The 26,159-nt window shown below is 54.6% G+C and carries 25 protein-coding genes; 15 read left to right on the top strand and 10 right to left on the bottom strand.

What is annotated here, in order from left to right; genetic code table 11:
- Positions 1-36 precede the first annotated feature (36 nt).
- The 5 genes from RID21_RS20665 to RID21_RS20685 all read left to right on the top strand — a co-directional run bounded on the left by RID21_RS20665 (position 37) and on the right by RID21_RS20685 (position 2,965).
- Complete coding sequence (locus RID21_RS20665; RefSeq protein WP_350192140.1) at positions 37-498, top strand: hypothetical protein; 462 nt, start codon at positions 37-39, stop codon at positions 496-498.
- A 38-nt stretch (positions 499-536) separates the two neighbouring features.
- The gene (locus RID21_RS20670) at positions 537-1,019 is read left to right on the top strand and encodes a hypothetical protein (RefSeq protein WP_350192142.1); all 483 of its coding nucleotides are present in this window, start codon (positions 537-539) and stop codon (positions 1,017-1,019) included.
- Between the two features lie 106 nt (positions 1,020-1,125).
- Entirely contained in the window at positions 1,126-1,512 is a 387-nt protein-coding gene (locus tag RID21_RS20675; RefSeq protein WP_350192144.1) for a hypothetical protein, read from the top strand.
- A gap of 70 nt (positions 1,513-1,582) precedes the next feature.
- Positions 1,583-2,392 carry an oxidoreductase gene (locus RID21_RS20680; protein WP_350192146.1) on the top strand — a complete coding sequence of 270 codons (810 nt, stop codon included), beginning with the start codon at positions 1,583-1,585 and terminating at the stop codon, positions 2,390-2,392.
- Positions 2,393-2,482: 90 nt separating this feature from the next.
- Positions 2,483-2,965, top strand: a complete 483-nt coding sequence (locus RID21_RS20685) for a DUF6368 family protein (protein ID WP_350192148.1) — start codon at positions 2,483-2,485, stop codon at positions 2,963-2,965.
- A 19-nt stretch (positions 2,966-2,984) separates the two neighbouring features.
- On the opposite strand, the gene RID21_RS20690 is transcribed toward RID21_RS20685, so the two are convergent.
- On the bottom strand, positions 2,985-3,431 hold the full coding sequence (locus tag RID21_RS20690) for a hypothetical protein (RefSeq protein WP_350192150.1): 447 nt from the start codon (positions 3,429-3,431) through the stop codon (positions 2,985-2,987).
- 223 nt (positions 3,432-3,654) lie between these two features.
- On the opposite strand from RID21_RS20690, the gene RID21_RS20695 reads away from it, so the two are divergent.
- Both RID21_RS20695 and RID21_RS20700 read left to right on the top strand, forming a co-directional pair.
- Positions 3,655-4,134, top strand: coding sequence for a hypothetical protein (locus RID21_RS20695; RefSeq protein WP_350192152.1), 480 nt, complete (start codon positions 3,655-3,657; stop codon positions 4,132-4,134).
- Positions 4,135-4,361: 227 nt separating this feature from the next.
- On the top strand, positions 4,362-5,801 hold the full coding sequence (locus RID21_RS20700) for a mechanosensitive ion channel domain-containing protein (RefSeq protein ID WP_350192154.1): 1,440 nt from the start codon (positions 4,362-4,364) through the stop codon (positions 5,799-5,801).
- Between the two features lie 25 nt (positions 5,802-5,826).
- Here the strand turns inward: RID21_RS20700 and RID21_RS20705 are convergent, their stop codons facing one another.
- The 4 genes from RID21_RS20705 to RID21_RS20720 form a co-directional block, all read right to left on the bottom strand.
- Complete coding sequence (locus RID21_RS20705; RefSeq protein WP_155365700.1) at positions 5,827-6,033, bottom strand: hypothetical protein; 207 nt, start codon at positions 6,031-6,033, stop codon at positions 5,827-5,829.
- Positions 6,034-6,128: 95 nt separating this feature from the next.
- Positions 6,129-6,395 carry a hypothetical protein gene (locus RID21_RS20710; protein ID WP_350192156.1) on the bottom strand — a complete coding sequence of 89 codons (267 nt, stop codon included), beginning with the start codon at positions 6,393-6,395 and terminating at the stop codon, positions 6,129-6,131.
- A gap of 18 nt (positions 6,396-6,413) precedes the next feature.
- Complete coding sequence (locus RID21_RS20715) at positions 6,414-7,775, bottom strand: NAD(P)/FAD-dependent oxidoreductase (protein ID WP_350192158.1); 1,362 nt, start codon at positions 7,773-7,775, stop codon at positions 6,414-6,416.
- A gap of 68 nt (positions 7,776-7,843) precedes the next feature.
- On the bottom strand, positions 7,844-9,076 hold the full coding sequence (locus RID21_RS20720; RefSeq protein WP_350192272.1) for a hypothetical protein: 1,233 nt from the start codon (positions 9,074-9,076) through the stop codon (positions 7,844-7,846).
- Between the two features lie 345 nt (positions 9,077-9,421).
- Here RID21_RS20720 and RID21_RS20725 point away from each other — a divergent pair, with 345 nt between their 5' ends.
- Positions 9,422-10,876, top strand: coding sequence for a sulfatase-like hydrolase/transferase (locus RID21_RS20725; RefSeq protein ID WP_350192160.1), 1,455 nt, complete (start codon positions 9,422-9,424; stop codon positions 10,874-10,876).
- A gap of 10 nt (positions 10,877-10,886) precedes the next feature.
- Here the strand turns inward: RID21_RS20725 and RID21_RS20730 are convergent, their stop codons facing one another.
- Positions 10,887-11,555, bottom strand: coding sequence for an RraA family protein (locus RID21_RS20730; protein WP_350192162.1), 669 nt, complete (start codon positions 11,553-11,555; stop codon positions 10,887-10,889).
- A 7-nt stretch (positions 11,556-11,562) separates the two neighbouring features.
- Positions 11,563-12,321, bottom strand: coding sequence for an IclR family transcriptional regulator (locus tag RID21_RS20735; RefSeq protein ID WP_350192164.1), 759 nt, complete (start codon positions 12,319-12,321; stop codon positions 11,563-11,565).
- 157 nt (positions 12,322-12,478) lie between these two features.
- On the opposite strand from RID21_RS20735, the gene RID21_RS20740 reads away from it, so the two are divergent.
- Both RID21_RS20740 and RID21_RS20745 read left to right on the top strand, forming a co-directional pair.
- Complete coding sequence (locus RID21_RS20740; protein ID WP_350192166.1) at positions 12,479-13,951, top strand: M81 family metallopeptidase; 1,473 nt, start codon at positions 12,479-12,481, stop codon at positions 13,949-13,951.
- Between the two features lie 29 nt (positions 13,952-13,980).
- Positions 13,981-15,198, top strand: a complete 1,218-nt coding sequence (locus tag RID21_RS20745) for a mandelate racemase/muconate lactonizing enzyme family protein (protein WP_145190350.1) — start codon at positions 13,981-13,983, stop codon at positions 15,196-15,198.
- Positions 15,199-15,214: 16 nt separating this feature from the next.
- Here the strand turns inward: RID21_RS20745 and RID21_RS20750 are convergent, their stop codons facing one another.
- A complete protein-coding gene (locus RID21_RS20750; protein WP_350192168.1) occupies positions 15,215-16,912 on the bottom strand; it encodes a formate--tetrahydrofolate ligase in 1,698 nt (565 codons plus the stop codon).
- 217 nt (positions 16,913-17,129) lie between these two features.
- On the opposite strand from RID21_RS20750, the gene RID21_RS20755 reads away from it, so the two are divergent.
- Positions 17,130-18,095, top strand: a complete 966-nt coding sequence (locus RID21_RS20755) for a mannonate dehydratase (RefSeq protein ID WP_350192170.1) — start codon at positions 17,130-17,132, stop codon at positions 18,093-18,095.
- Between the two features lie 278 nt (positions 18,096-18,373).
- Positions 18,374-18,757 carry a hypothetical protein gene (locus RID21_RS20760; protein WP_145043301.1) on the top strand — a complete coding sequence of 128 codons (384 nt, stop codon included), beginning with the start codon at positions 18,374-18,376 and terminating at the stop codon, positions 18,755-18,757.
- 102 nt (positions 18,758-18,859) lie between these two features.
- On the opposite strand, the gene RID21_RS20765 is transcribed toward RID21_RS20760, so the two are convergent.
- Positions 18,860-20,167 (bottom strand): Gfo/Idh/MocA family protein, encoded by a 1,308-nt coding sequence (locus tag RID21_RS20765; RefSeq protein ID WP_350192172.1) that lies wholly within the window; start codon positions 20,165-20,167, stop codon positions 18,860-18,862.
- A 177-nt stretch (positions 20,168-20,344) separates the two neighbouring features.
- Positions 20,345-22,075: a response regulator gene (locus RID21_RS20770; protein WP_350192174.1), complete on the bottom strand. Its 1,731-nt coding sequence runs from the start codon at positions 22,073-22,075 to the stop codon at positions 20,345-20,347.
- Positions 22,076-22,491: 416 nt separating this feature from the next.
- Between RID21_RS20770 and RID21_RS20775 the strand changes: the two genes are divergently transcribed.
- The 3 genes from RID21_RS20775 (at position 22,492) to RID21_RS20785 (ending at position 26,146) form a co-directional block, all read left to right on the top strand.
- The gene (locus RID21_RS20775) at positions 22,492-23,388 is read left to right on the top strand and encodes a diacylglycerol/lipid kinase family protein (protein ID WP_350192176.1); all 897 of its coding nucleotides are present in this window, start codon (positions 22,492-22,494) and stop codon (positions 23,386-23,388) included.
- A 39-nt stretch (positions 23,389-23,427) separates the two neighbouring features.
- Positions 23,428-24,270, top strand: coding sequence for a 3-deoxy-8-phosphooctulonate synthase (gene kdsA / locus RID21_RS20780; RefSeq protein ID WP_350192178.1), 843 nt, complete (start codon positions 23,428-23,430; stop codon positions 24,268-24,270).
- 160 nt (positions 24,271-24,430) lie between these two features.
- Entirely contained in the window at positions 24,431-26,146 is a 1,716-nt protein-coding gene (locus RID21_RS20785) for a hypothetical protein (protein ID WP_350192180.1), read from the top strand.
- Positions 26,147-26,159 lie beyond the last annotated feature (13 nt).

Below are 26,159 nucleotides of genomic sequence, written 5' to 3' on the forward strand. Positions count from 1 at the left end.
TCAGTCTGAGGTAAATCCTGTATCCGGATAACGATGATGCAATTTATAATCTCTTATGAGCTACGAAACCATGGATGGGCGATCGTCTCCCTGTCCGACGGTCAGACAACAGTGGAACGTGCTGCCTCCGGTTTGCATGACAGCCTGCTTGATCTGGCACAGATGGCATTATCAATTCTCAGTGGGTCCTCGGATTCAACAGCCTGTTTCCTCGACGAGCCGGGGGAATTACAACTGATAGTCAGACAAAATGATGAAAAGGCAAGCTATGAAGTCCTGTGGTTTCCGGATGGGATGAGAGGAAAAACAACTTCTCGCCAAGATAGTGAGATTCTCCTGCAAGGTGTGACAACAGGCCGGCGCATCGTGCAACAGATTAACCAGGTTCTTTGGAAAATTCACGAACAGATTGAAGCCAGGGATTATCACCGGCGCTGGGGTAAAGAGTTTCCGCTGCACGAGTACCAGCGATTGGCGGAACATGCTGAAAAAATGTGAAGACTAAATTTTAAAAACATATCGCGAAAGTATAAATCATGATCGACCCCTGTTTTGAACTGGGGTTCTCTCTGGAACTGGGCGGCCAATATTCCTGGCGTCTGAAAGAGGGAGAACTGCGCTATCGCGGGACCCGGGAATTTGCGGGGCTGATTGAAGGTCGTATTCCCGCCTCTGACGAGCAGGTTGAATGTTTCGTTGCAGCCCTGGCCCTGGATCTGCTGGATACCTGGAACTGGCGGGACGACTATCATCAGCAGGACGTGCAAATGGATGTGCTGGACGGAGGGCACTGGTGGCTCAAGGCAAAATTACATGATCGTGTCTGTCACACCGCTGGCGAGAACGCCTATCCCTCGTATCATGATCCCAGACAGACAACTTTGAACCCGGAACGATTCGACCTGCTTCGCGCTGGACTCTACGAGGCGTTTCAGATCGAGCACTTTATCTATCAGGCCCGCTGGCGACAACAGCAGGCAGAACGCCTCGCTTCTGACGTAACGAGTTCCCAGGAATAAGCGGATTGTGTTGTTCGATGTTATCGCGATAAAATCACACGTTTATCGGGGATCACACAAAGCCCCCTCTTTAGTTTGCCTCCCTTCAAAAGATAGTTTCCCCCGCATGGACTTTAACGAAGACTTCAACAACTGGCTGACCGCTGCGCCCTCTGAGGACATTCCGGATGATGTAGCAGCGTTCCATTTTAATCTGTATGAATCTGCGGGTGACGATGAGATCAGGTTTGGCATCGACCTGGTCGGCACAGGGAGTTTCGATCTTGAAGATGATGACTGGGCCTGCGAGGAGGTCTGGACGCCTGAGCAACGAATGCTGTATATTCCCCTTGAGGCCTCCGGGACAGAGTGGGAGGCGTGTCTCTCCTGCATGAAGTCTCTGGTTCAGAATTATCTCAATACAGTACAGGGCCCTGCTGAAAAGCTGAAGTCCGGAGCCGCGGTCGGCATCGGGTTTGTGGATGGTGACATCGAACTGGCCTGGCAGAGATAAAGCGTATACGAACCGCGACTGGTCGGCGACTAACACAACAAGCAATTCAACTGAACGGAGTCAGAACAGTATGAAGACAGTCTTGATCACCGGTGCTTCTGCCGGATTTGGAAAACTGGTTGCTGAGAAACTACTGGCGAAAGGCTATACCGTATACGCGGCAGCACGGCGGGTCGAGCGGATGCAGGACCTGGAAGCCAAAGGCGCTCATGTGATGCACATGGATGTGACCGATAACGAATCCGTCAAAGCGGGAGTGGGGCGCGTTCTGGATGAACAGCAGCGAATCGATGTGCTGTTCAACAACGCGGGCTACGGTTCGTACGGCACAATTGAAGACATCCCACTGGAAGAGATTCAGCGTCAGTATGATGTCAATGTCTTCGGCATGGGACGCTTAATCCAGGCGGTTCTCCCCCAGATGCGTCAGCAGCGTTCGGGGACTATCATCAATACATCGTCAGTAGTCGGTCAGATTTCAACAGCCGTGGTGGGCTGGTACGCTTCGACCAAACACGCCGTCGAAGCTTTTTCGGATGCGCTGCGGATGGAGGTCAAGCCGCTGGGAATTGACGTGGTCATCATCGAGCCGGGCGCCGTCAAAACCGAATTCGACGAAGTCGCCTTTGGTACCCTCGACAGCCTGGATCTCGCGGAAGACTACAAACCTCTGGTCTCCGGCTTCCGTAAATATACCGGCGCGATGTATGCCAAGTGCCCGGGTCCGGAAGGGACAGCGAACGCCGTGATCAAAGCGATCGAGGCCAGGAATCCCAAGACCCGCTACGCAACAACGATGGACGCTAAACTATTGCCCCGCGTGAAGCGACTGTTGACAGACAAGCTGTTCGATAAGGTTGTATTGAGTCAGATGAAGTAGAGTTTTTCCAACGAACCTGTCGTCCCTGTTACTGTGTCCTGCTCCTCGACGATCAAGTGCATCTCAATTTACAGATAGCAGGAGAAACCAATGGCAGGTCCCGCTGCAGGCATTATCCTGCCTGAGCCTCTGACTCAAGTGCAAAAGAACGACATTTTTCTGTATCTGGAGAGTATTGCATCTCAGATTCATGGGAAGTACGACTACTCGATCGAAGGACGTCCCTTTCTTTACACAGAGGGAACGGAAACTGACGATGCACTCCAGATCTACATCGACGAAGCGGTTCCGGAAGTGATTGGCTGGATCCCTCAGGATTCGATCGGCTTCGCAGCCATGTGCAAGTCGGAGCAGGATCATCGGATTCTGGGAGAACTCTGCCTGTACTTTGCCCGTGAACTATCAGGACTGATTGATTTTGGCTGGACGCTGGGAAAGCTGACTGACTACTGCGGAACGCTTTATGAGATTTACTACGACAAGCACAACGGCTTGAACCAGTTTTATCATGTGGGAGATGCAGAATTTATGGAATACTGGCTGCAGCACCCCGGCTTTCACATGATCAAATAGCAGGGCGAACGTTAACAGCCTACTTCTGGGGTTGCTCACTCTTGATTAGTTTAGTGACCTGAAACACATGCTCGAAATGAAACCCGGTTGTTGCAACTTGCGGGATATCAGCAAATGCTTTGCGGGGAATTCCGCCAAAGCGTCCGATCTCGTATCCGCGAAGATGCACTAGAGTTCCATTGGCAGGGAGCAGGGTCCTCGCGAATGAAAATGTTTCGAGCGTGATCATGACCGGCTTCTTAAGTTTCTGATCGCCAACCTTGTGAACCTGCATCCGTTTCTTTTTGCGCCAGGCTTTTGTACGCCCTGTTTCTTCATACATCATCCGACCTTCAATCTCGATGATGTTACCAAATCCCTGACCGATCAGAGGTCGAATGACAGAGAGTTCCTCTTTCTCTGCAGCAGCAAGCCCACCACAGATACTCAGCAGGATCACACAGGTTGTCAGAGCATGTTTCAACATCTTTTCTCCGGTTTCCCTCGAAAGGATTTCGCCTGGTCTGGTTTACGACCACTGTTCTGCTGCACTACTTCATCCTATCCGGGTATCGATGTCAGTCAAATCATTCCTGGATAGACGATTCGCAACGCATTCGCTTTATTTTGCTTTCGTCGCACGGTTACAGGGTTTAGAATGAAATCAGTAAATGGGATCGAGAAGTATTCTGATTTCTCAGAGGGGCATCATGAACTTCAAACGGGGACTCATCGCCGGCGTGATTGGTACCGCAACAGGTGCCCTGCTGCCCGTCATCCTGATTGGCGGCTATACCCTGCTTTACTGGTTCTGGCACGATTCCCCCGCAATGGACCGCGAAGCTGATCTGAATTACTGGCGCACCTATGGGGCGGGAACGGTAACTGGTATGGCACTCTTCTTTGGCCTGAGTGCCTGGGCGACTTATACTCCGCCCGGAAAACATCGCTTTGTCGGCACTTTGGGAATCCTGACTCTGTGCTCGTTGCTCCCGATGATTTTTCTGGATCTGATCCTTGGGTCTTCACCCCCGACTCACAAAGGCATGGAGCATCAGACGGACTGGTCTGATATTTTGTTTTTTTCATTACCACTGCTGGCGGTCGCCTGTCTGATTGTACTCTTCCGCTGGTTCCGGACCTCTGACTCTGAAGCGACCGCTGCGTCTCCCCAGTCTCATCCGGGTTGAGAATCCAGTCCTTTGCCTGCCTGACGATCGATCAGGGTGCGCGTTCAACGACCAGTTGATTACACCGTTGTGAGAGCGCCAGAGGCTTTGCCTGGTAGATCATGCCTGAAATGTATTTAACCAGTCAGCGCCAATGGTACGGCATGTGCTTTGAATATTGAGAGGCTGTTCTGCAGAGCAGTTCTAAAAACAGCATTAGCCCTACATTTCATAGACGGGAGTTTTCCATGCCTGCACTGATTCGGTTCTTTCTCATACTCAGCATGGTGGCAGGAGGTCCGTCGGTCAGCAGGGGGCAGGAACAGGAGCCGGCAGAATCAGCGCCCGCGGAACCGCAGCCGGTTGAGGAGACGGTGCCGGCGCCGAAAGCGGTAAATGTCACGCCAGCCGCCCTTGATGCAGATATTTCGCGACGACTGACTCACATTCTGGAAGCAACAGAATGGTTTACCGAACCGGAAGCAGACGTCGATGAAGGAGTCGCCTTTCTCACGGGAACGACTGACGATGAAAAGTACCGCACCTGGGCCGGAGAACTGGCGCGGAACACTCAGGATGTCGTGGCGGTGGTCAACCGGATTCAGGTAAGACAGCCGCCCCTGTGGGACATGAGCGCGTCATTTTTGCCAATGCGGGAGATACTGCGGAACACGGTGCGCGCGATTCCGACTATTATCATGGCACTCTTAATCCTGCTGCTGACCTGGCTGAGTATGCTGCTCTGCGGCTGGGTGGCGGATTGGACATTGCTGAGTCGCGTGGATAACAAGCTGTTGAAAGGGGTACTGCGAAAAGCACTGCTGTTGATTGTTCTCCTGTTCGGCATTTACCTGGTGTTGCAGATCTCCGGTCTGACGCGACTGGCGACTACCGTGATTGGTGGGACCGGGCTGATTGGTTTGATCATCGGGATCGCCTTCCGGGACATTGCAGAAAACTTCCTGGCCAGTATTCTGATCAGCATGCAGAATCCGTTTCGCTATGGTGATCTCATTGAGGTCGAAGGGGTTGAGGGCTTTGTTCAACGGGTTAATACCCGAGGTACCCTGCTGATGACGCTGGAGGGCAATCACGTTCAGATTCCGAACTCAATCATCTACAAGAGCAAGATTGAGAACTTCACCTCGAATCCCAAGGTCCGGCTCGACTTCCTCATTGGAGTCGGATACGACGTGCCGCTCATCGAAGCGCAGACACTTGCGAAAACGACGCTGGGACAGCACCCGGCTGTGCTCGACGATCCTGAACCTCTGGTACTGGTCGAAAACCTGGCAGCCTCGACCGTGAATCTGCGACTGTATTACTGGATCGACGGCCATAAGCACAGCGTACTCAAAGTCAATTCCGCGTTAATGCGTCAGGTCAAGACGGCATTCGAAGAACAGGGATTCTCGATGCCCGACGACGCGCGCGAAGTCATCTTCCCGCAGGGAGTACCAGTTCAGATGCAGGAGGCGGAACAGGACCTCCCCATGGAGCCGGCTCCCGCGCGACTGCCTTCCCGACCGCGGCCCGTCAACCTGATGGACGAAGAGACGGTATCGGAGGCGGAAGGGGAACTGACCAACGAATACAACGACATCAAACGCCAGAGCCAACAGGCCCGCGATCCGGAAGAAGACTCAACCGATCTGTTGGCGGATACGCCTAAGCAGGATGTGGAGTAACCCGACCGCCGAGCAGGATAGCAGTTCAGTTGCGGTACAGAGCATTGGCCAGGAGACCGAAGGCAAAGGCGGAGGCCAGCAGATAGATTCCCCCTGCCCCCAGATTCTCAGTCATGGCAATTAAGGCACCCACAATGCCCAGAAACCCGGTGACAATCGATCCAAAATAAACCATGCCTGCGGTAGCGGTGGCTTTTTGACGGAGTTCAGTTTCCTGATTTGTTGTTTCCATGAGCGTGTCTCCTTAGATTAAATAGTCTTGAGACGTCAGTAACAGAGCCACTGGAACTTTCGGCTCTCCAGCAACATTACAGGCAGCAGTTTTTCTCATCCAGTTCCACAATACCAGGCGCAGCCGAGTGCGCACACCAGGATCAGCAGGGAAATCGGAATTCTAAAGACATACACAAAGTCAGCCAGGCTCAACCAGATGAGGACTCCGGAAGGAACTTCCATCCCATAGTTCTGTTCTCTTGAGAGGTCTCCACCGCGCTGCTGCAGTTCCTGTCGAAATGCATGCCTGACCACCCAGCGGAACAAAAAGATTCCCAGGATCAACAGGCCGGCCACGACGAGTGCCATCAGGTAATTCACTATTGTCCTATACCAGGATTACTGTTCCTCGTCCTGCTTGCGTTGCAGCAGGCGTCGGTGTTTTTCCTCTTCACGTTTCTGTCGTTCCGAGTACAGGCGTTTGATATGTACCTGGGGATCGCCGGTAATCAGTCGTGAGCGGCGAGTCTTCCAGATGTAGTTCCAGAGCCAGTCCAGCATGACTTTGAAGCGGTTACGGAACCCGACGAGAAACATCACATGCAGGATATTCCAGGAGATCCAGCCCAGGATACCGCTGTAATGTACCTTGCCGATCGCAGCGATCGCGTTGCCCCGGCCAATCATCGCCATGGAACCTTTGTCGTAATAGCTGAATGCGGGACGTTCTTTAGGCGGATTGCCCTCGAGTTCCTGCTTAATGATCTCGGCAACAAAGCGGCCCGTCTGGATCGCGCCCTGGGCGACGCCGGGAACCGGCTTTCCGGTTTTGGCATCGGTCGCATGGGCCGCATCCCCTACGACGAAGACTTCGGGATGACCGGGGATTGACATGTCCGGATTGACGACAATCCGGCTGCCGCGATCGGTCTCGACGTCCAGTTCTTTAGCCAGGTCCTGTCCCTGAACGCCCGCCGCCCAGAATACGTTCTCGGCGGGAATGGTCTCGTCGCCGATGACGACCCCTTCCGAAGTGACGTCGTTCACATGCACCTGCAAATGGATCTCGACGCCCATTTTTTCGAGTACTTCCTGAGCTTTCTTGCCCAGATCTTCAGGCATGGGGCCCACAAGTCGTTCCCCGCCATCAACGAGAATCACGCGGGCCATATCACAGTGGACATTGCGGAATTCTTTGGGCAGTGTTTCGGTGGCGACCTCTTTCACGGCGCCTGCCAGTTCGACGCCCGTCGGTCCGCCCCCCACGATAACGAAGGTCAGCTTTTTGCGGCGGGACTCTTCGTCGGCCTCCCATTCCGCTTCTTCGAATGCGAGGAAGAGACGGCGACGGATTTCCAGGGCATCGTCAATCGTTTTGAGACCGGGTGCGTGCACACGAAATTCGTCATGTCCGAAGTAGGACTGCTGGGCACCGGTGGCGATGACCAGGTAATCGTAGTCCATTTCACCCCCATCAAACTGCACGATCTTATTATCGAAGTCAATGTTGGTGACCTTGCCCAGGGCTACGTGCACGTTCTTCTGTTTCCAGAGGATCTTGCGGATTGGCGCGGCGATATTCGCGGGATCGAGTTCTCCGGTTGCCACCTGGTACAGCAGAGGCTGAAACAGGTGGTAATTCCGTTTGTCGATCAGATCAATCTCCACCGCGACATTCTTGAATGCCTTGGCGACGTTGATGCCCGCGAAGCCTCCGCCGATGATGACCAGCCGTGGCAGTTCCTTAGAAGTCTGATTCATAAAGTTCTCAATTCCTGGTGTGAGTAGAGCAGCGCAGAATTCCGGGGGATGTCAGGGCGGAGTGTCTGTCAATCGAAGACGTGCCCGTGATCGTAGCGCTCGTCCTTGCCTGCCGCTGCGGTCAACGCAGCCACATTGGACTTGGTGAAGAAGCCCTCGTAGGCATGGCAGCGTTCCACATATTCGGTAATCAGAATCGAATACTGTGAATGCTTGGAGAAAATCTGTTTCAGGTTGGGTTCATCCAGACATTCCCCGACCACGTGAGCCAGGAAGGGAATGCCTTTGTCTTTGAGAGTCTGGACGACGTAATCCACATTTTTCTCACCAGACTTATGATCGCCGTCGAGTACTTCATATGCCACGTGGTGCAGGCGACGTCCGTAATTGCGTACGAAGTCTTCAGTAGGCATCGGCAGATTTTCGAACGAATTCACAAAGGAAGGTGTGTTGTTGGCCGTGAAGACCTTGGCGGGCGACTTTTTATCATTGTCGACGTAGCCATTCCGGGTCACGTTCGTAGACGAGTTCATCTCCGAAATATTGTATGCCCCCCAGAAGTAGTGATTGGACATCGTCAGAAATTCCAGGATGGCATCTTCCCGCTCGCCAGCCAGAATACGGGTTGCCAGGTGATCGACCCCCAGAACCAGCTTATTCAGCTTATGGGCTTCACCGAAGGCGAGTACCTGGTTCAGCGAATCCATCACTTCAGGTTCGAGTTCGAAGGGGGTTCCCAGTTGGAGCACATCGTAATCGTCGATGTTCTCCTGCGTATAACCGACCCGGTTACAGGTAAAATCGGAAGGGAAAGTGAAGACGAAATGCGAGTCAGTGAAGAACGGGTTCTTGGTTTCATGATGATAATTGAAACGGACGCTGTGCGATTCGAGCGTGCTCCGCGTTTCGTTCACATCTTTAGTACTGAAGATTTCGCCGATGTAGCGGGCGTTCGGCTTTTTGCTGGAGAGGGGATACAGCCGATTGAACATGGTGATTTCGTCGGCGTAATCCTTGTCGCGTGGCTCCAGAACAAACATCCGCGGGTAATCGGGGTGCGAGGTGAGCACGTAGACGTTGTGTGTATTATTCTTGAAGGCCGCTGAAAAACGATAGGGGCCCATCAGGTAAAGTTCATGCAGGTAAGGCAGCACTTCTCCGGTTTCAACCTGCAGCACGATCCCCCGCATCGTTCCGAGCAGATCTTCGATCCCGCTGGCCTTGCGGCGTTCGAAGATTTTCATCCGGTATTCTTCGAAAAACTCAGAATTCTTTTTATCGCCGCCCGGCTGATAGGTCATGGGATCAATGCTCACGGATGCTTTCCTTTTCTGAAACCTGAAATGCGTGGTTATCTTCCTGAACTGAACGGGAGAAAAGAACCAGGGAGAGAATGTGTCAGCCCGGGACATTCTTCCATGGCAGATGCTATGTTACCCTGTCCGATTCGAATTGTAATCGCTGTTTTCTTAACTTTTCGGGTCCGTTCTTAATTATTGGATTCTTCACAGAGGCCGAGTTCCGGGATACGGATGCTAAAGCAGAAACCTGAAACGCAAATCCGGAATGACAGGCGTCGACTCAGCGACTATGCTGGGGTTACTGTAGCAATTCATGCGTTTGAGGTGTAGGGGGATTTGAGAACCATGCCACGTTTGATTGAATTGAGAATTCAGGCATTCCTGTACTGCCTGCTGCTGGTCCTCGGCGGCTTCACTTGCTGCCGGACATCGCTGGCGGAAGACTCCCGACGCCCGAATATTGTGATGATCATTTCCGACGATCAGACCTATCGCGATTTCGAGTTCATGGGAAACAGGCAGATCAAAACTCCCCAGATTGACCAGCTGGCAGCCCAGTCGGCCCGGTTTGTCAACGGCTATCTACCGACGAGCGTCTGCAGTCCGTCACTGGCGACATTGCTGACCGGCCTCTATCCGCATCAGAGCGGTATTCATTACAATCACCCTCCGCCAGGCAATAGTGCCTTCAACCGGATGACCTCCCGCAAGGAGTACGAGCAGACCCGCAACCCGGCTTTTCAATTGATTCAGTCCGTCGATACGCTGCCGCGGCTGCTCGCTGCCCACGGCTATCGTTGCCTGCAGACCGGGAAGTTCTGGGAAGGCCATTACCGCAATGCCGGCTTCACAGAGGGGATGACGATTTTCGAACCGGTCCCGGGGCAGACCTTTGGCGGGAACCGCAAGCTGGCAAACGGCACTCTCGCGGCTCACGGTAATGGAGACTGGGGACTCAAGATCGGTCGCGAGACGATGCAGCCGATCTATGATTTTGTGAAAGACTGCGAAAAAGACTCTACCCCCTGGCTGGTCTGGTATGCCCCGTATCTGCCGCATCAGCCCCACGATTCACCTCAGAAGTATTTCGATCTTTATCGCGATCAACCGGGCGTGAAGAAAAATGAAATCGCCTACTATGCCAGCTGCACGGAGTTCGATGATACAGTAGGAGATTTAGTCCACTTCGTCGAAAAAGAAGCGGACGTTAAAAACACTTTGTTTCTGTTCGTGATCGACAACGGCTGGACTCCGGGCGAGCGCCCCATGCAGCCGCGAGAAAATTATCACCACACGAAAGCCAGCAAACGATCTCCGTTTGAAGACGGACTGCGCTCGCCGATCCTGATCCGCTGGGATGGCGTGACCCAGCCTGCGACGCTCACAGAACTGGTCAGCAGCATTGATGTGGTACCAACACTGCTCAACGCGGCCGGCCTTAAAAAAGAGGCACAGCGACTGCCCGGCGTGAACCTGTTACCGGCTGCGGAAGGCAAAGCAGCGTTACCAGCTGACCGCGCCGTGTATGGGGCGATTTTTCCAGGCGATGCGAGTTCCTTAAAGCATCCGGAGCGGGATGTCGCCCATCGCTGGGTGCGCCAGGGGAATCTCAAGCTCATCACGTCACACAACGCGAACGCACAGGGGAAAACCTGGAACAATTACACGCGAGGCGATGTGCTGTATGATGTGGTCAAAGATCCGGGTGAAACCAATAACCTGATTGACGATCCCCAATTCAAAGTTCCGCAGCAAACATTACGCGAGCTGCTGAACCAGTGGTGGAATCCGGAATCGTAACGGCCGTCGATCAAAGGATGCCGTATTTGGCGAAGGCTTCGGTGGCGGACATGCCGGCCTTGATGCTGTCGCGGAACGTGTTTTCTTCGTGTACCTTCTGCCAGGCGAGACGAATAACTTTGTCTTCGACTTCCTGAGGGACGACCACAATGCCATCCACGTCAGCGATCACCAGGTCACCGGGGGAGAAGTTGACACCTCCGATCTCGACGGGAATGTCGAGGTCGATAATCCGCTGGCGGTCTTTGCTGTCATAAGGGGATGTGCCGACGGCCCAGACGGGGAAGGACATATCCCGCATCTGACGGACATCGCGAACGGCGCCATCGATGATCGCGCCGCAGCAGCCCCGGTGTTTCACGGCGGTGGAGAGAAGTTCCCCCCAGATGCCCGACCGCATCGAACCGCTGGCAGCAGCGATGAAAATTTCATCCGCGTTAATCGAATCGACGCCTTTGAGTTCCAGTTCGTAAGGGCTGGGGTCCGCATGGTACATGTCGGCCCAGAGGCTGGTTTTACAGCGGCCCACGACGACATCCTCGACCGTCATCGGGAAAAGTTCCTTGCGGGGAGACTGGTTGGTCAGGCCTATAGAATCCAGGGCATCACAGACGATGGCCGAATAGAGGGATTCCCGCATCATGTCCAGCGTGATTGTTTCAGGGGTCGGATTATTCATGGTGTGCTCATCTGTTGAATTCGAGTTTTTGAGAAATCTGTTCGGCCGTTCGCAGCACGGCTTTAATGAAACGCTTTAAGGCCTTCGTATCGGCACGGGCAGTGGGAACGCTGAGACTGATGGCGGCGACGATGTTCTCCTGCTGATAGACGGGGGCACCGATGCAGGTTACGCCGACATCGTTCTGATCCTGTTCAACGGAGTAACCGTCCTGCTGGGCCTGCTGATGAATTTTGCGGAGCTGTTTGACATCGGTCACGGTCTCTGTGGTTCGTGCCAGCAGACGGGTGCGGTTAATCAGAGCCTCCCATTCCGCATCGGTGAGTTGCAGTGTGATCGCCCGCCCCAGTGAAGTCGAATAAAAGGGATCGACACTGTCCGGCTCTACAATCCGCCGCAGGGGATGTGTGCTCTCCAGTACCCGCAGGTAGCGAACATTGGTGCCTCGCAGGACACCTAAATTGACGGTCTCTCCCGTCTCCGTATGCAGCTCCCGCAGACAGGGGTCCGCGATTTCGATCAGACGATCTTCCAGTTCGCCGGAGGCGAGCCTTCTGAGTTTGGGGGTGATTTCATAGACGCCTTTTTCGACGCGACTCACATATCCCAGGTCAACGAGTTCGCCGAGGATGCGGTGCACAGTTGGTTTATGCAGCCCCAGATCCTGTACGATTTCCAGCAGCGTCCGCGGTCCGGCGGCGGTCGCTAAAACTTCGAGAACCTGAAATGCTTTGCCCAGCGAAGAGGCTTCTTTAGTGGCAGGCATATTGAGTGGCGTCTCATCTCTGGAGTACACTGACCTGGTTACAGGGAACGGCTTGCATCCCCCACTGCGTTTCATTATAGTGAATGCACCGTTCCATTTTAAGATACGACATGGAATTTTTATTGAGTTTCACTAATGTGATCTGGAGGAACCTGAGATGCGTGTCGGAATCCTGGCCTTACAGCACGAATCAAATACGTTCATCCGGACCGCGACCACTCTGGCCGATTTTGAATACGATGTTCTGGCGACCGGCGACGAGATCTATCCGATCTTTAAAAGTTCGGCCCATGAAATCGGTGGTTTCTACGCGGGGCTGGCTGAGACAGAACTGGAAGCGGTACCGATCTTTGTGGCGCGGGCCTTGCCGGGAGGAACGATCACGGCGGAAACCGTCAACACACTGATCAACCAGATGCTCGCGGCGCTGAAGCAGGCAGGCCCTCTGGATGGTCTGCTGGTCGCACCGCATGGTGCAGGAGTCAGTGAAAGTGAACGTGATCTGGATGGATACTGGCTCTCGCTGGTTCGGGATGCCGTCGGTCCGGATCTTCCCATCATTTGTACGCTGGATGCCCATGCGAATGTTTCCCAGAAGATGATCGATGCCTGTAATGCGACGATCGTTTACCGGACAAATCCGCACATCGATCAGAAGGACCGGGGAATTGAAGCGGCACGGCTGATGGACCGGACTCTGAAAGGGGAGGTCAAACCAACGCAGGCGGCCTGTTTTGTGCCCGTGGCGATTAACATCGAACGCCAGCATACCTCCTCTGAACCCTGTGACTCGCTGTATTATGTCGCCAACAAAATGCTGGAGACGCCCGGAGTGCTCTCGAACAGTATTATCCTGGGTTTTCCTTACGCGGATGTCGAAGAGATGGGCTCGGGCTTCATTGTGGTGACTGACGATCATCCCGCTCAGGCCCGGGAACTGGCCGACGAACTGGGACAGACGCTGATCAACCGCCGCGATGAATTCAAAGCGCACCTGATTGGCATTGAAGACGCACTCGACCGGGCAGAACAGATGGAGGGGCCGGTCTGTTTCCTGGATATGGGCGATAACATCGGCGGTGGTTCTCCGGCGGATGGGACCACGATTCTGCATGCAATTAAAGCCCGCCGGGGTCCCACCAGCTTCGCCTGTCTGTACGATCCTGAGGCAGCACAAACGGCGATTGCAGCCGGACCCGGAATTCATCTCCCCGAACTGGCGATGGGTGGAAAAACAGATGACTTGCATGGTGCCCCCCTGGTGGCGAATGTCACCGTCATCAGTGTGCATGATGGAGACTTCACGGAAGCGGAAGTCAGGCACGGAGGCAAAACTGAATTCCATATGGGACCGACGGCCGTGGTCCAGACTGATTTCGGACTGACGCTCATGCTCAACAGTCACCGCACGCCTCCGTTCAGCCTGGGGCAGTTAACGTCCTGTAATATCCATCCGGGCGACTACCAGATTCTGGTCGCCAAGGGAGTTCAGGCTCCACTGGCCGCTTATCGTCCGGTCTGCCCGAACCTGATTCGCGTCAACACACCGGGCGTCACTTCAGCCGATATGGAACACTTCGACTACCACTACCGTCGCAAACCTTTGTTCCCGTTTGAACCGATCAATTAACCGTTTGCACTGCTGCTAAAGGAACTCTGATGCAGATCACGAAAATAGAAACTTCGATTGCCGAATCGATCATGCCTGGTCTGCTGCTGGTGCGCATTCATACCAGCGAAGGCGTTGTCGGATGTGGCGAAACCTATTACGCACCGCATGCAGTAGCAGCGATGATCCACGACTGGATGTCACACTACTTGATGGGGAAGAATCCCCTCGATATCGAGGCTCACTGGCGATTCCTGTATGAGCGGGCAACGAACTTCGGCTCCCGGGGAACCGAGCTGCGGGCGATCTCCGCGATTGACCTCGCGCTGTGGGACATCTTCGGCAAGGTCACATCACAGCCGGTCTGGCAGTTGCTGGGTGGCTGTGTGCAGGAATCGATTCGTACCTACAACAGCTGTGGCGGCCCTTCCTATGGAGGCACCACCGAAAAAGAGAGCAAACACACCTGGCCGGGTTACGGTTCGGTAGGAAACCAGGGCCCATTGAATGACTACTGGTCCGCCGTCAATGAACCGGTGGAACTGGCGCGGTCGCTGCTGTCAGAAGGTTATCAGGCTCTTAAAGTCTGGACGCTGGACTTTGCGGCGCACAAGACGAATGGGCCTCTGCACATCACACACGAAGACATCACACGTGCGCTGGAACCGTTTCAGAAAATCCGGGATGCGCTGGGAAGTAATATCGAACTGATTATCGACGGCCACGGGTTCTTTCAACTCGCGCCCGCACTCCGCATCGCGAAACGATTGCAGGAATATGACATCCTCTGGGCTGAAGACCTGCTGCGGATTGACTGTGTGGATACGCTGAGCGACTTCCGCAGCAAAGCAGGAATTCCCGTTGCGGTGAGTGAAATGTTCAACGGCCCGGACGACTTTCGACTGGCACTGGAAAAACGGGCCGCTGACTTTGTGATGATCGATCCGACGTGGGTGGGCGGCATATCGCAGACGCGAAATATCACCCGTCTGGCGCAGTTCTATAACATTCCCGTGGTCATGCATGACTGCACCGGACCTTTGACTTTGCTCAACGGCGTGCACGTCGCCGCGAGTTCGAATAATGTGGCCTGGCAGGAGAGTCTGCGGGCCCACCTGCGAATTCTGTATCCTCAACTGATCGACACACCCATTGAAGTCGAAGCGGGACGGATCAAGATTCCACAGAAGCCGGGTCTGGGAGTCGCCTGGCTGCCTGAGCTGTTCACGCCGGGAACGAACCAGTATCGCGCGACGACGCTGACTTAGTCACTCGGGTTGTCCGTCAATGCAGGCCGATGATTTTACCGGCATCGTCGATGTCAATTCGCAGTGCCGCCGGGTCCGAGGGCAGACCGGGCATTGTGCGGATTTCGCCGCTCAAGGCATACAGAAAACCAGCGCCCGCAGAGAGACGCAGATCTCGAACCGGGAAAGTAAAGCCGGTCGGTCGTCCCAGGAGGTGCGGATCGTGAGAGAGCGAGTACTGCGTTTTGGCGATACAGATGGGAAGGTTGCCGTAGCCCAGATGTTCGTACTCCGACATACGTCGGCGGGCCAGCGGTTCGAATTCGACGGAGGCAGCCCCATAGATGCGAGTCGCGATCGTTTCGATTTTTTCCGCGATCGGCATTTCCAGAGGATAGAGATACTCAAACTGATTCGGCAGTTCAGCGGCCTGGACGACCGCTTCGGCCAGTGCGAGGGAACCTTCGCCTCCTTCACTGAAGGCGCGTGTGATGACGGCCGCTGTGGCTCCCTGTTCGAGGGCGATTCTCTGAATCTCCTGCAATTCGCGTTCGGAATCATCGGGGAAGGCATTGATGGCGACGACGGTAGGCAGATGATACTGCTGAATAATATCCAGGTGCGCCTGCAGATTGACGGCCCCTGCGCGGAGGGCCTCCAGATTCTCCTCCAAAAGTGGGGGCGGCAGCGGTTTCCCCGGATGCACGTCGAACTGACCACTCTGCAGTTTCAGAGCCCGGGCGGTACAGACGAGGACTTCCGCAGCCGGCTGCAGTCCACTGGCGCGGCATTTGATGTCGAAAAACTTCTCTGCACCACAGTCCGCACCAAAACCACTTTCCGTGACGACGTAATCGGCGAGTCGCAGTGCGATCTGGTCGGCGATGATCGAACTGTTGCCGTGGGCAATATTACCGAAAGGTCCTGCGTGCACGAGAAAGGGCGTCGATTCACAGCTCTGAACCAGATTGGGTCTCAGGGCATCAATGAGCAGGGCGGCCATCGCACCGGCGCAGCCCAACTGTTCGACAGTCACCGGCTGGCGGTCAAAAGTCATGCCGACGACGATGCGTCCCAGGCGCGTGCGGAGATCGCGGGGATCGCTGGCCAGGGCGAGGATTGCCATGACTTCCGAGGCGGCGGTCAGATCGAAGCCGGTCTCGCGAAGCGGGGCCTGCGGCGGCTGATCCAGTCCGCTGATAATGTGAGCCAGTCCTTTATCGCAGAGATCCAGGGCCCGTCGCCAGGTGATGGTCTTCGGGTTGATTTCGGGAGTTTTTCGTCGGGCAACGTGGTTATCGATGATGCTGGCCAGCAGGTTGGTGGCCGAGGTGACAGCGTGCATGTCCCCCGTGAAATGCAGGTTGATATCGGCCTGGGGCTCGAGCGTGCAGTTTCCACCGCCGGCACCGCCTCCCTTGATGCCGAACACCGGCGCCAGAGAAGGTTCACGAAGTGTACCGACTGTGGTATGCCCCAGTTGAGAGAGGGCCATCGCCAGACCGATGGTGGTCACCGTTTTGCCTTCCCCCAGTGGCGTGGGATTGACAGCGGTGACACCAATGTATTTTCCCAGGGGACGCTCGGTGAATTTGTTCGCGAGTCCATGCACCAGTTTGGCCTTGAGGCGTCCGTACGGTTCATAGTCGCCAGGCGTCAGACCGAGATCTTTGGCAAGGGAATCGATGTCTCTGAGAATCGGTCCGTCGGGGCTCGAAGGGGTAATGCGATGCATCTGAGAGTGCCTGTCAGAAATTGGTTTGCTGTTTGATTCAAAAATGAATGCAGAATTTTACTCCAGAGTCTGCATCAGTGAAAAGCCAGAAGCTGTTAATTCTGTACGACGGTGATTGTGAAATCAGTAGATTAATATGAAAATGAATTCTGGATGACAGACATAAAATAATGCGTTTGCCGTGAACCTCATCCCAGCTGAAAAAAGAAAGCATCACATGCAATTGACATCGGTGGTCACGCCATTTACTGACGAGAACCTGACAATGCTGGCCCAGATTGGAGTGACGCATGTCACAATCCGCTATCCCGGACCAGGGCGGGAGCTTCTGCAGGCATTGTGTGATCAGGTAGCAGGACAGGGATTGAAGATTGCCGCCATCGAAGGTTATCTACCAATCGAAAATATCAAACTGGGGAACGAACGGTTTGACGCCGAGATCGCGGAAATGAAAACGCTGCTGCGCGATATGCAGGCGGTGGGAATTCCGTTTGTGTGTTACAACTTCATGGCGGGAACAGACTGGGTACGGACCAAACTGGATGCCCGTGAGCGGGGCGGGGCACTGGTGACCGGCTTTGATGTCGATGAAGCTGAGCAGGCCGTTTCACTGTCGGAGACCACGCGGGATCAGGTATCCAGCCCGATCACTGCGGAAGAACTCTGGACCAACCTGGAACGGTTCCTCAGGGAACTGGTGCCGGTGGCAGAGGAATGCGGCGTGACGCTGGCGATGCATCCGGACGATCCGCCGCTGGAGACGTTCATGGGCAAAGCACGGATTATGAACTGTGTCGAAAATTTTGAACGGCTGGTGCAGTTGGTTCCCAGTCCGGCAAATGCGATCTGTTTCTGCCAGGGAACGTTCGCCGAGATGGGGGTGGATATTCCGGAGACCATCCGGCGGCTGGGTCCGCATATCAGGTATGTGCATTTTCGCGATATCAAGGGAACCCGCGAGCGGTTTGTGGAGACGTTTCATGATAATGGCCCAACCGACATGTATGCCGCGGTGCAGGCGTACCAGGAAATCGGTTTTACGGGACCGATCCGTCCGGACCATGTGCCCCAGCTGGTGGGAGAAGAAGCGGGAGAGCCCGGGTATACGATGCTGGGGCGGCTGCATGCCTTCGGTTATCTACAGGGATTGATCGAGGCAGCCCGGAAAGCTGGAAATAGCTGATTTCTCGCAGGGGAACCATTTGGGGGTGGCTGAACATCACATCACGGTCTGTTGATCTGTTAGAAAAATGAGGGGTGGCTGGTGGATGTCTTCGCCGTATCCTGTATAATCGATAATGCAGGGCTAACCTGTGCAGTTCAACATCTGCGAGAAAGTGACAGGGATGTCAGCACCGGATGCAGGAGGCTTCGCCTTGCCTGTTGCTGTTCCATGAACCTGAGCCGCGCCGGCTCGGCAAGTTTAGAAACACGATGTCCTTCACTTCAGGAGTCAGTCTCATGAGAATTCGAATGCTGTCTGCAATCGCCGTAATCGCGGCCTGTTTTGCCATGCTGCCACAAGTTTCCGAAGCTGGCGGCCGGGTGACTTACTATAGTTCTCCGTTTGCTTATGTCGGTCCGGCTCCGGTTTACGCGGTGCCTGCTCCGGTGACCACAAGTTACTATGTGCCCGCAATGACCGCTTACTATGCCCCCGCTGTCGTGCCCGCTCCGGTCGTCACTCCTGTGTACTACCAGCCGGCTCCGGTTGTCGTCGCTCCAGTAACGACAACGACTTATTATGCTCCTGGCGCTTATTACGCCCCTGGCAGAGTCGTTTACAAGACACGCGGCCCTCGGTTTTTAGCTCCCAACTATAAAACGGTTGTGAAATACAGATAAGCTGACGCGATCTGATCTTCGAAATTAAAAGAGCCTGCTGAATCGATTCCAGCAGGCTCTTATTTTATATGTTCCGAATGAAGCAGATTCGTTTACCTTCGTCTACAGTGTCCAGCCTTTGCGGTATTCTCGTTTGAGGTATTGGTCGGCTTCGGGGGCGTTGGTGACCTTGAGGTTTTCGGCGTCCCATTCCAGTTTCTTTCCGCCGAGACGGTAAGAGACGTTGCCCAGCAGTACGGTTTCGGTCAGTGGTCCGGCGTAGGCAAAGTTACTGCCGGTTGGTGTGCCGCTGCGGATGGCGTTGAGCCATTCGATGTGATGGCTTTCGGGGCGGGTCAGATAAGGCTTGACCGGTTTGGCTTCTTTGCCCGCTTCCATGAAGACCTTGTTGGTGCCGTAGTCGGCGAGCAGGCGACCATCGTCCCCTTCGAAGAGGACCGCGCTGTTCTTCCCATAGACTTCAGCGCCTTTGGGTTTCCAGCCGCCGTGATACCAGGTCATGTGAACCGGGGGCAGATCGTCGCGTTCGGTGAATTCATAATCAACGCGCATGAAGCTGGGACAGTCGTTTTCGCCTTTGTGGCCTTTCTCACCAACCCCGACCACGGTTTTGGGGTACTTGAGTTTCAGGGCCCAGAAGGGCAGGTCCATGTAGTGACAGCCGAAGTCGCCGAGTTGACCGTTGCCGAAGTCCCACCAGTAACGCCAGTTGAAGTGGAAGCTGGTTTCGTTGTAGGGACGGAAGGGAGCGGGCCCGATCCATTGATCGTAATTGACGTAGGACGGGGGATTGTTTTCTTGGGAGCGTTTGCCTTCGATGCGCACGCCTCCACCGACCCAGACATGCACGCGACGCACGGGACCAATTACGCCGGACTGGACCATTTCGACGACTTTGCGGTAGTTGTCGGTGGCGTGAATCTGATTCCCCATCTGGGTCGGTACGCCGGCTTTGGCGGCCAGGTCGGTGAGGACGCGGGCTTCGTAGACGGAATGGGTCAGCGGTTTTTCACAGTAGACGGGCAGCCCATTGCGGAGGGCCATGGCTGCGGCGGGGGCGTGCATGTGATCGGGAGTGCTGACGAGTACGCCGTCCAGGTCGTCCCGGTCGAGGGCATTGCGGTAATCATCGTAAGTGTCCGCGTGCGGAAATTCCTTGGAGGCCTTCTCCAGCCGCTGCGCGTCGATATCACACAGGGCGACGAAGTTTTCGGATCTGGTGCCCGTGATATTCGCATAAGCGCGGTCGGCGACGCCGATGGTCGCCAGGTTCAGTTTCTCATTGGGGCTTTTGCTTTTGTTCGCTGCTGCGAGAGAGGGGAGAGTGAGGGCAGACGAAAATGCGGGGACCGCGGTTCCTGCGATGAGTGCTTTCTTGAGAAACTCGCGGCGGTCGACAGAACGGGACATCAGCAATTCTCCTTGAGTGAGAAGTCATCCGGTGGGAAGCAGGAATATCAAGCGAACCAGAGCCGGGGCCGGTCTATATATTAACTTTTTTAATATAAAGCCGGGGCGCGTTGAAATCGAGACTGTTATGGGAAATCGGAATATTTTGGGAGAGAAGCAGCGGGATGCGGAGACGGATCAGTTGGAGGTTTCCGAGGTGATGTCTTCGGAAATACTGACTGCTTTTTCGACGCCTGTAATCAGCTGATCGAGGCGGAAAGGTTTGTAGAGGACGCATTTCAAGCCGAGCTGGCGGGCTTTGACGATCGAGTGCGTGGGATCGTAGCCGAAGCCTGTCATCAGGATGACGGGCAAATGCTCGTGGATTTCACGGATCTGGGCGAAGCATTCGTACCCGTTCATATCGGGCAGGCGGATGTCGGCAATGACCACATCGTAGTGGAAGCTGCGGACCATCAGAAATGCTTCTTCACCGTTATGGGCGGTCTCGACTTCACACCCCAGCCGACCCAGCAGTTCGTGGGCGGCCCGCCTGACAGTGGCGTCACTGTCGACGACAAGAACCCGCTTGTTGAGCAGTTTGGGGTTCACCTGTCGCATGGTAGGCACTTTGTGGTGGTGTGGAGTCTGGGGAGCAATTTCGTCTCCCACCTGTTGAATCAGTTGCTTAATATGGCGAGTGTCTTTAAGGATACGCTGCAATCGCTCGCACACATTAGGCTCGTGTCCAATGTACCGCTCCAGAATCCAGGCAGTGTCGTTGAGGATCTCGTCGACCGGATCGACGACCCCACGCATGATTAACTCGGTACTGGCAGATGCAGTGGTCATCTTTTCGACCACCAGCAGTTCCAGTGTATTAAGGGCAATCGCGACTTCGCGACTGAAGAGTTCCAGGAAGTGCAGATCGTTTTCGTCAAAGGCACCGGCATGCGGACTTTCCACATTGAACGTTCCCAGAACTTCGTCGTGCAGATGCAGGGGGACGGTCAGGGAGCTGCGGGCATCCGGGGCACCGGTCATATAGAGTGGGTCGTGGGTGGTGTCTTCACAAAGGTAGCTTTTACCGGTCGCGGCAACGAAACCAGTCACGCCGTTCCCTTCGGGTTTGGCGTAGAGCGTCCGGTTTGTAGCGACCTGCTCCATACCGACGGCGAGCAGGACATCCAGTCGTTCGGTGGCTTTGTCCAGAATGCGGATTTCGACGGTTTCGAATTCGAGGAGATCCTGGGTGTAATGCAGAATCTTGGCTTTGAGCAGTTCGATACGGTCCTCGGTCGACATCTCGTAGATTTCTTCGGGTGAGAGGTCGCCCAGTTCCAGACCGGCCTGGTAGATTGCATTCAGTTTCTGACGCTGCAGAACTTCCGAGGAGATATCTCGTACGCTGGCTACCAGGTAGGCGGGTTCCTGTTTACTGGTATTGTCGGGCTCAGTGATAACCGGCGTGACTTCCACATCGAAGTAGTTCTTATCGCCCACACGCAGACCACTCTTGGCCAGTTTGCGTGTGGAGAAGGCAGTATGGAAGGGACTGAAGTCCGGTCCCAGAATTTCGGGTGCACCGAAGGCATCATAAAAGGAATGCCCAATCAATGATTCGCGTTGATCGCAGAGATGATTCAGGCGCTGGTTGGCCCAGATGATGCGCAGATCCGCATCGAGCACAACAACAGCGTGGGGCAGGTATTCGAGCAGTGAGCCAGACTGGATGAGTGCGAGCGGAAGGGTACCCTCAGTCGCAGGCACTACCAGCGCGGAAACATTTCCCTGGTCAAACTCCGCAATCCCCTGTGCCAGATTTTCCGGGGTCACCACCAGATAGTCTTCTGAAGAGAACTGCTGCCTCAATTCAGAGGTCTGGTCGTCTGAAGGCCCACAGAAAAGAATTTTTTGCGGATTGGTCACTATGAAAACAGCCTTTGTCCACTAAGACACTTGTTGCCTGACTTTGAGTTGTATCATGAGCGAGGACACCTGTTATATTCTCCAATTTACCGGATAGGCTTACTGGAACACAAGTAATCTCAATCTTTTATTACGTATTTCTACTCATAAATGATAGAACATGATTTTCGGTTTTCAGGCTTTGCTTCAAAATATTACGAAAGCCGGAAACAATCGAGGGACAGTACCTATGAAATCGGCTTTCCGTCAGCCAAAATTAAGAAGCAAGGTAGCGAATCTTCTATTTTTAGAAAGTTCTTCGCAGATTTGAAGAGTTTTTCTCAAGTATTCTGACCTGAAACACAGACAAACCCGCATTTCCCGTTTACCTGACCTGATCCTTTCGATAACGACCGCCACTTTGAGAACGACTGACAATGTCTGAAGCCTGGGCCGCCATTCAGAGAAATCCGATTTCCGGAAAGGGCGATCGTGCTGCGCTGATCATGGAACTGGTACAGCATCTGAAACAGCGGGGCATCCGGCCGCGTCTGTTTTCCAACCGGGAGCGGATGCAGACATATGTCGAAGAACGCACGCGTGACACGCCGCCGGTATGCATCGTCGCGGCGGGGGGAGACGGAACGGTGCAGGACGTAGTCAACCGCTATCCCGACCAGCGGATTGCGGTACTGCCTCTGGGCACCGAGAACCTGCTGGCGCGTTACCTGGGTATTCCCAAGTCAGGGGCATTCGTAGCGGAGATGATCAAGCAGGGCGTGTGTCGGGAGATTGACGTCTGCCAACTCGATCAGCGGAAATTCGTGTTAATGGCGAGTATCGGCTTTGATGCCGCGGTTGTCGAAAACCTGGCGCAAGTGAGGAAAGGGAATATTTCCTACCTGAGTTATCTGAAACCGATCCTCAGAACCCTCTACGATTACCCGTTCGAATCGCTGCTGATCAGCATTGATGACGGAGCCGAGGAAGAGACCGCCTACCACGCAATCATTGTCAATATTCCCGCCTATGGTCTGAATCTGAATTTTTCGCCGGACTCGGTCGACCATGATGGCATGCTGGACCTGATCCTTTTTCGGAGGCGGGGTGTTTTCAGCATGCTGCTTTACTCGTGGCAGATTGTCCGCGGGACGCATCTGACATCGAAACACGTTCAGAAGATTCAGGCCCGCTCGCTGCGGATTCAGTCCACCCGGCCGGTGCCGATTCAGACCGACGGCGATTCCTCCGGGTTGACGCCAGCCGAAATCAGGGTGATTCCCCGGGGTCTGAAGCTGATCGTCCCTTGCCCCGCTCCATCGATTGAACCATAATTCGTAAAAATCTCCGACTCCCACTGAAAGGATTCTCCCGTGGCTCAAAACCCCGTAACGATTGGCAAGCTGCAGTGCGGCACTCAGTTACCGCTGTTGTTCATGGCCGGCCCCTGCGTGATTGAAAGCGAAGAACTGGTGCTGAGCACCGCGGAGCGACTGGCCGAGATCGCCGCCCGGGATAATCTGTCACTGGTTTTTAAATGCAGCTTCGATAAAGCAAACCGGACCAGCGTCGACAGTTTCCGTGGACCAGGGCTGGAAGCGGGCCTGGAGATTCTGGCGAAAGTCAAACAGGTGACGGGTCTGGATGTGACGACCGACATTCACGAACCGGGTCAGGCGGCTCCGGCGGCGGAAGTCTGTCGGATCCTGCAGATCCCTGCCTTCCTGGCACGACAGACCGATCTGCTGGAAGCGGCTTCCAAGGCGGCCCTCAAACATGGGGGTGTGGTGAATATCAAGAAGCCCCAGTTCGTGGCTCCTGAAGACTGTATTCATGCCGTCAAGAAATGTGAGGCTTTTGGACAGGAACAGCTGCTGCTGACCGAACGGGGCACGACCTTCGGCTACGGGCGGCTGGTGAATGACATGCGCTGTATTCCCATCATGCAGCAGATGGGGCCGCCGGTCATCTTTGATGCGACTCACAGCGTGCAGACTCCGGGAGGCAAATCGACCGGCGGACAGCGGGAGATGATCCCCTACCTGGCCCGGGCTGCGGTTGCCTGCGGTTGTGACGGGATCTTCGCCGAGACGCATCCCGATCCTTCACAGGCGCTCAGTGACGGCCCGAATATGCTGCCGCTGGAAGAGTTTGCCCGTTTTGCGCTGGATTTGCAGCGGTTTCGTACCCTGGTGAATGAAAACAGCGCCCTTTAAGACATTCCATCTGCCCGGGAATCGGTTATAGTATAGATAACAGACAGTTGAATGATCGATCTTCTGTCGGCTCATCACCTGTGAATGCACCGCATCTTCAACACCACATTTCCATCAGTAACAGGGTGGAAATGTACGATACTACGAAACCACAACTGCTATGATTCTGACTTCTCTGCTCCGCCATGATTCCGGAAAACGCCCGTCTGTTCTGGCCGGCGTCAGTCTGTGCTGCCTGTTGCTCAGCTGTCTGATTTCGCTTCCGGGTTGCAAAGACAACACGAAAAAGAAAGGCGGCGGAACGAAAACCAGTGCCGCCAATCCGGCAGCGGAACAGGAAGATCCGGAGTGTCACAGTTATATCGATAATGCGATTAACATGATGCAGCCGGAACGGATGGGAATCAGTTCGACGCTGACAGGGGCTCTCTCCCTCTTGAACGAGTGGGCCGGTATGTGCGGCAAGTTCGACTCTGAGCCTCCGACCCTGAAAGATTCTCAGCGAACGTTCCTGAAGAAATACCTGAGCGAAGAACAGCTGGCAAAGCTGGAGCTGACCCGCTTCACGGAGATCGACGGAAAATTCATCAGAGATTCACAGCTGTTTAATGGAATGGTGACCGCGGCGATCGAGGGCAAGAAAAATGACCGGGATCGCGCTACCGCTGCCTTTTATTACTGCATGAACAACATCGATCTGGTTCCCGATGCGAAGAATGCGCTGCCGCTCGGACCGTATGAAATCTGTGTCATTGGATCCGGAAGTGCGAAGCAGCGGGCCTGGGTCTTCATCGACCTGATGCGTCAGTTGCGGATTGATGCCGTGCTGTTCGAAGCAGCGAAACCGGCCCCGTATAAGCTGCTGGTCGGAGTACTGCTGGAAGACAAGATTTATCTTTACGATCCGGTACTCGGCATACCGGTCCCATCACCCGAGCAGCCTGCGGATACAATTCAGATTCAAATTCCCGCGACGTTTGCCGAGGTCCAGAAGGATCCCGCGCTGCTGAAAAATCTGTACGGCAAATATGCCGAGAGTCGTTTCTCTGCTGAGGAACTGAAAACGGCCCAGGTTGAAATCATTGGTCGCAGTTGCGAGTGGGCATCACGCATGCGTCGCCTGGAAGACTCGCTGTCGCGGAAACAGACATTCGTGCTGTATCGAAACCTGGATCCCCTGGAAGGGGACCCGGGATTCATCGGCCACGTCCAGTCGATCGGCAAAGGAATTTTGAAAGAAAACCCGCTCGTGGTTTCGGAATACGCCGATCAGGAAATCGACAAGAGTGAAGCGGTCACCGGTGAAGAAGCCAAGAAACTGGCGATGGTCAAACTGCCGTTTCGCGCTCCGGTGCCTTATGACGTCAAAGGGCGCAAAGAAAATGCCCAGGGATTCTTTGAAGTTCCCTGGGGCAGCCCGACCAAGAAGCTGCTCAAGACCCGCATTACACAGTTGATGGGGAATCAGTCGGCGGCGATCAAAAGTTATGTCTCGACTCGACTGGAGGAACGCTTCCCCGTGGATCTGGTTGTCCCGCCGGATATCCGGCAGATGCACGTTCTGGCCGCTCAGAATGCAGCCTACTTCATGGCGATTGGACAGTTCATCCAGGGTGAGTATTCGAGTGCAGCGCGCTCGTTTGACACCTTCCTGCGACACCGGTTCTATATTCACCGTGACGGTCAGGGAAAGTGGCTGGGACGCTCGCTGTCTGTGATGTTTCACATGGCGATTGCGGATGCAGAATCGGACAAGCTGAACAGTGCGATCTTTTCGCTGTCTGAGAACGAGAAACACAGCCCCGAAGCGATGCAGCCCGCGTTTGCTTATTTCAGTGAACGCTGGAAGACAATCCGGGATAACAACAAAAAGTAACCCCCTGCTGCTC

This window comes from Gimesia sp., from assembly GCF_040219335.1.
Classification (GTDB): domain Bacteria; phylum Planctomycetota; class Planctomycetia; order Planctomycetales; family Planctomycetaceae; genus Gimesia.

Bases quoted from the DNA above. Each gene is read 5' to 3' on its own strand.
- RID21_RS20665 (WP_350192140.1), top strand. From the start codon at position 37: ATGCAATTTATAATCTCTTATGAGCTACGAAACCATGGATGGGCGATC.
- RID21_RS20670 (WP_350192142.1), top strand. From the start codon at position 537: ATGATCGACCCCTGTTTTGAACTGGGGTTCTCTCTGGAACTGGGCGGC.
- RID21_RS20675 (WP_350192144.1), top strand. From the start codon at position 1,126: ATGGACTTTAACGAAGACTTCAACAACTGGCTGACCGCTGCGCCCTCT.
- RID21_RS20680 (WP_350192146.1), top strand. From the start codon at position 1,583: ATGAAGACAGTCTTGATCACCGGTGCTTCTGCCGGATTTGGAAAACTG.
- RID21_RS20685 (WP_350192148.1), top strand. From the start codon at position 2,483: ATGGCAGGTCCCGCTGCAGGCATTATCCTGCCTGAGCCTCTGACTCAA.
- RID21_RS20690 (WP_350192150.1), bottom strand. From the start codon at position 3,431: ATGTTGAAACATGCTCTGACAACCTGTGTGATCCTGCTGAGTATCTGT.
- RID21_RS20695 (WP_350192152.1), top strand. From the start codon at position 3,655: ATGAACTTCAAACGGGGACTCATCGCCGGCGTGATTGGTACCGCAACA.
- RID21_RS20700 (WP_350192154.1), top strand. From the start codon at position 4,362: ATGCCTGCACTGATTCGGTTCTTTCTCATACTCAGCATGGTGGCAGGA.
- RID21_RS20705 (WP_155365700.1), bottom strand. From the start codon at position 6,033: ATGGAAACAACAAATCAGGAAACTGAACTCCGTCAAAAAGCCACCGCT.
- RID21_RS20715 (WP_350192158.1), bottom strand. From the start codon at position 7,775: ATGAATCAGACTTCTAAGGAACTGCCACGGCTGGTCATCATCGGCGGA.
- RID21_RS20720 (WP_350192272.1), bottom strand. From the start codon at position 9,076: ATGACCTATCAGCCGGGCGGCGATAAAAAGAATTCTGAGTTTTTCGAA.
- RID21_RS20725 (WP_350192160.1), top strand. From the start codon at position 9,422: ATGCCACGTTTGATTGAATTGAGAATTCAGGCATTCCTGTACTGCCTG.
- RID21_RS20730 (WP_350192162.1), bottom strand. From the start codon at position 11,555: ATGAATAATCCGACCCCTGAAACAATCACGCTGGACATGATGCGGGAA.
- RID21_RS20735 (WP_350192164.1), bottom strand. From the start codon at position 12,321: ATGCCTGCCACTAAAGAAGCCTCTTCGCTGGGCAAAGCATTTCAGGTT.
- RID21_RS20740 (WP_350192166.1), top strand. From the start codon at position 12,479: ATGCGTGTCGGAATCCTGGCCTTACAGCACGAATCAAATACGTTCATC.
- RID21_RS20745 (WP_145190350.1), top strand. From the start codon at position 13,981: ATGCAGATCACGAAAATAGAAACTTCGATTGCCGAATCGATCATGCCT.
- RID21_RS20750 (WP_350192168.1), bottom strand. From the start codon at position 16,912: ATGCATCGCATTACCCCTTCGAGCCCCGACGGACCGATTCTCAGAGAC.
- RID21_RS20755 (WP_350192170.1), top strand. From the start codon at position 17,130: ATGCAATTGACATCGGTGGTCACGCCATTTACTGACGAGAACCTGACA.
- RID21_RS20760 (WP_145043301.1), top strand. From the start codon at position 18,374: ATGAGAATTCGAATGCTGTCTGCAATCGCCGTAATCGCGGCCTGTTTT.
- RID21_RS20765 (WP_350192172.1), bottom strand. From the start codon at position 20,167: ATGTCCCGTTCTGTCGACCGCCGCGAGTTTCTCAAGAAAGCACTCATC.
- RID21_RS20775 (WP_350192176.1), top strand. From the start codon at position 22,492: ATGTCTGAAGCCTGGGCCGCCATTCAGAGAAATCCGATTTCCGGAAAG.
- RID21_RS20785 (WP_350192180.1), top strand. From the start codon at position 24,431: ATGATTCTGACTTCTCTGCTCCGCCATGATTCCGGAAAACGCCCGTCT.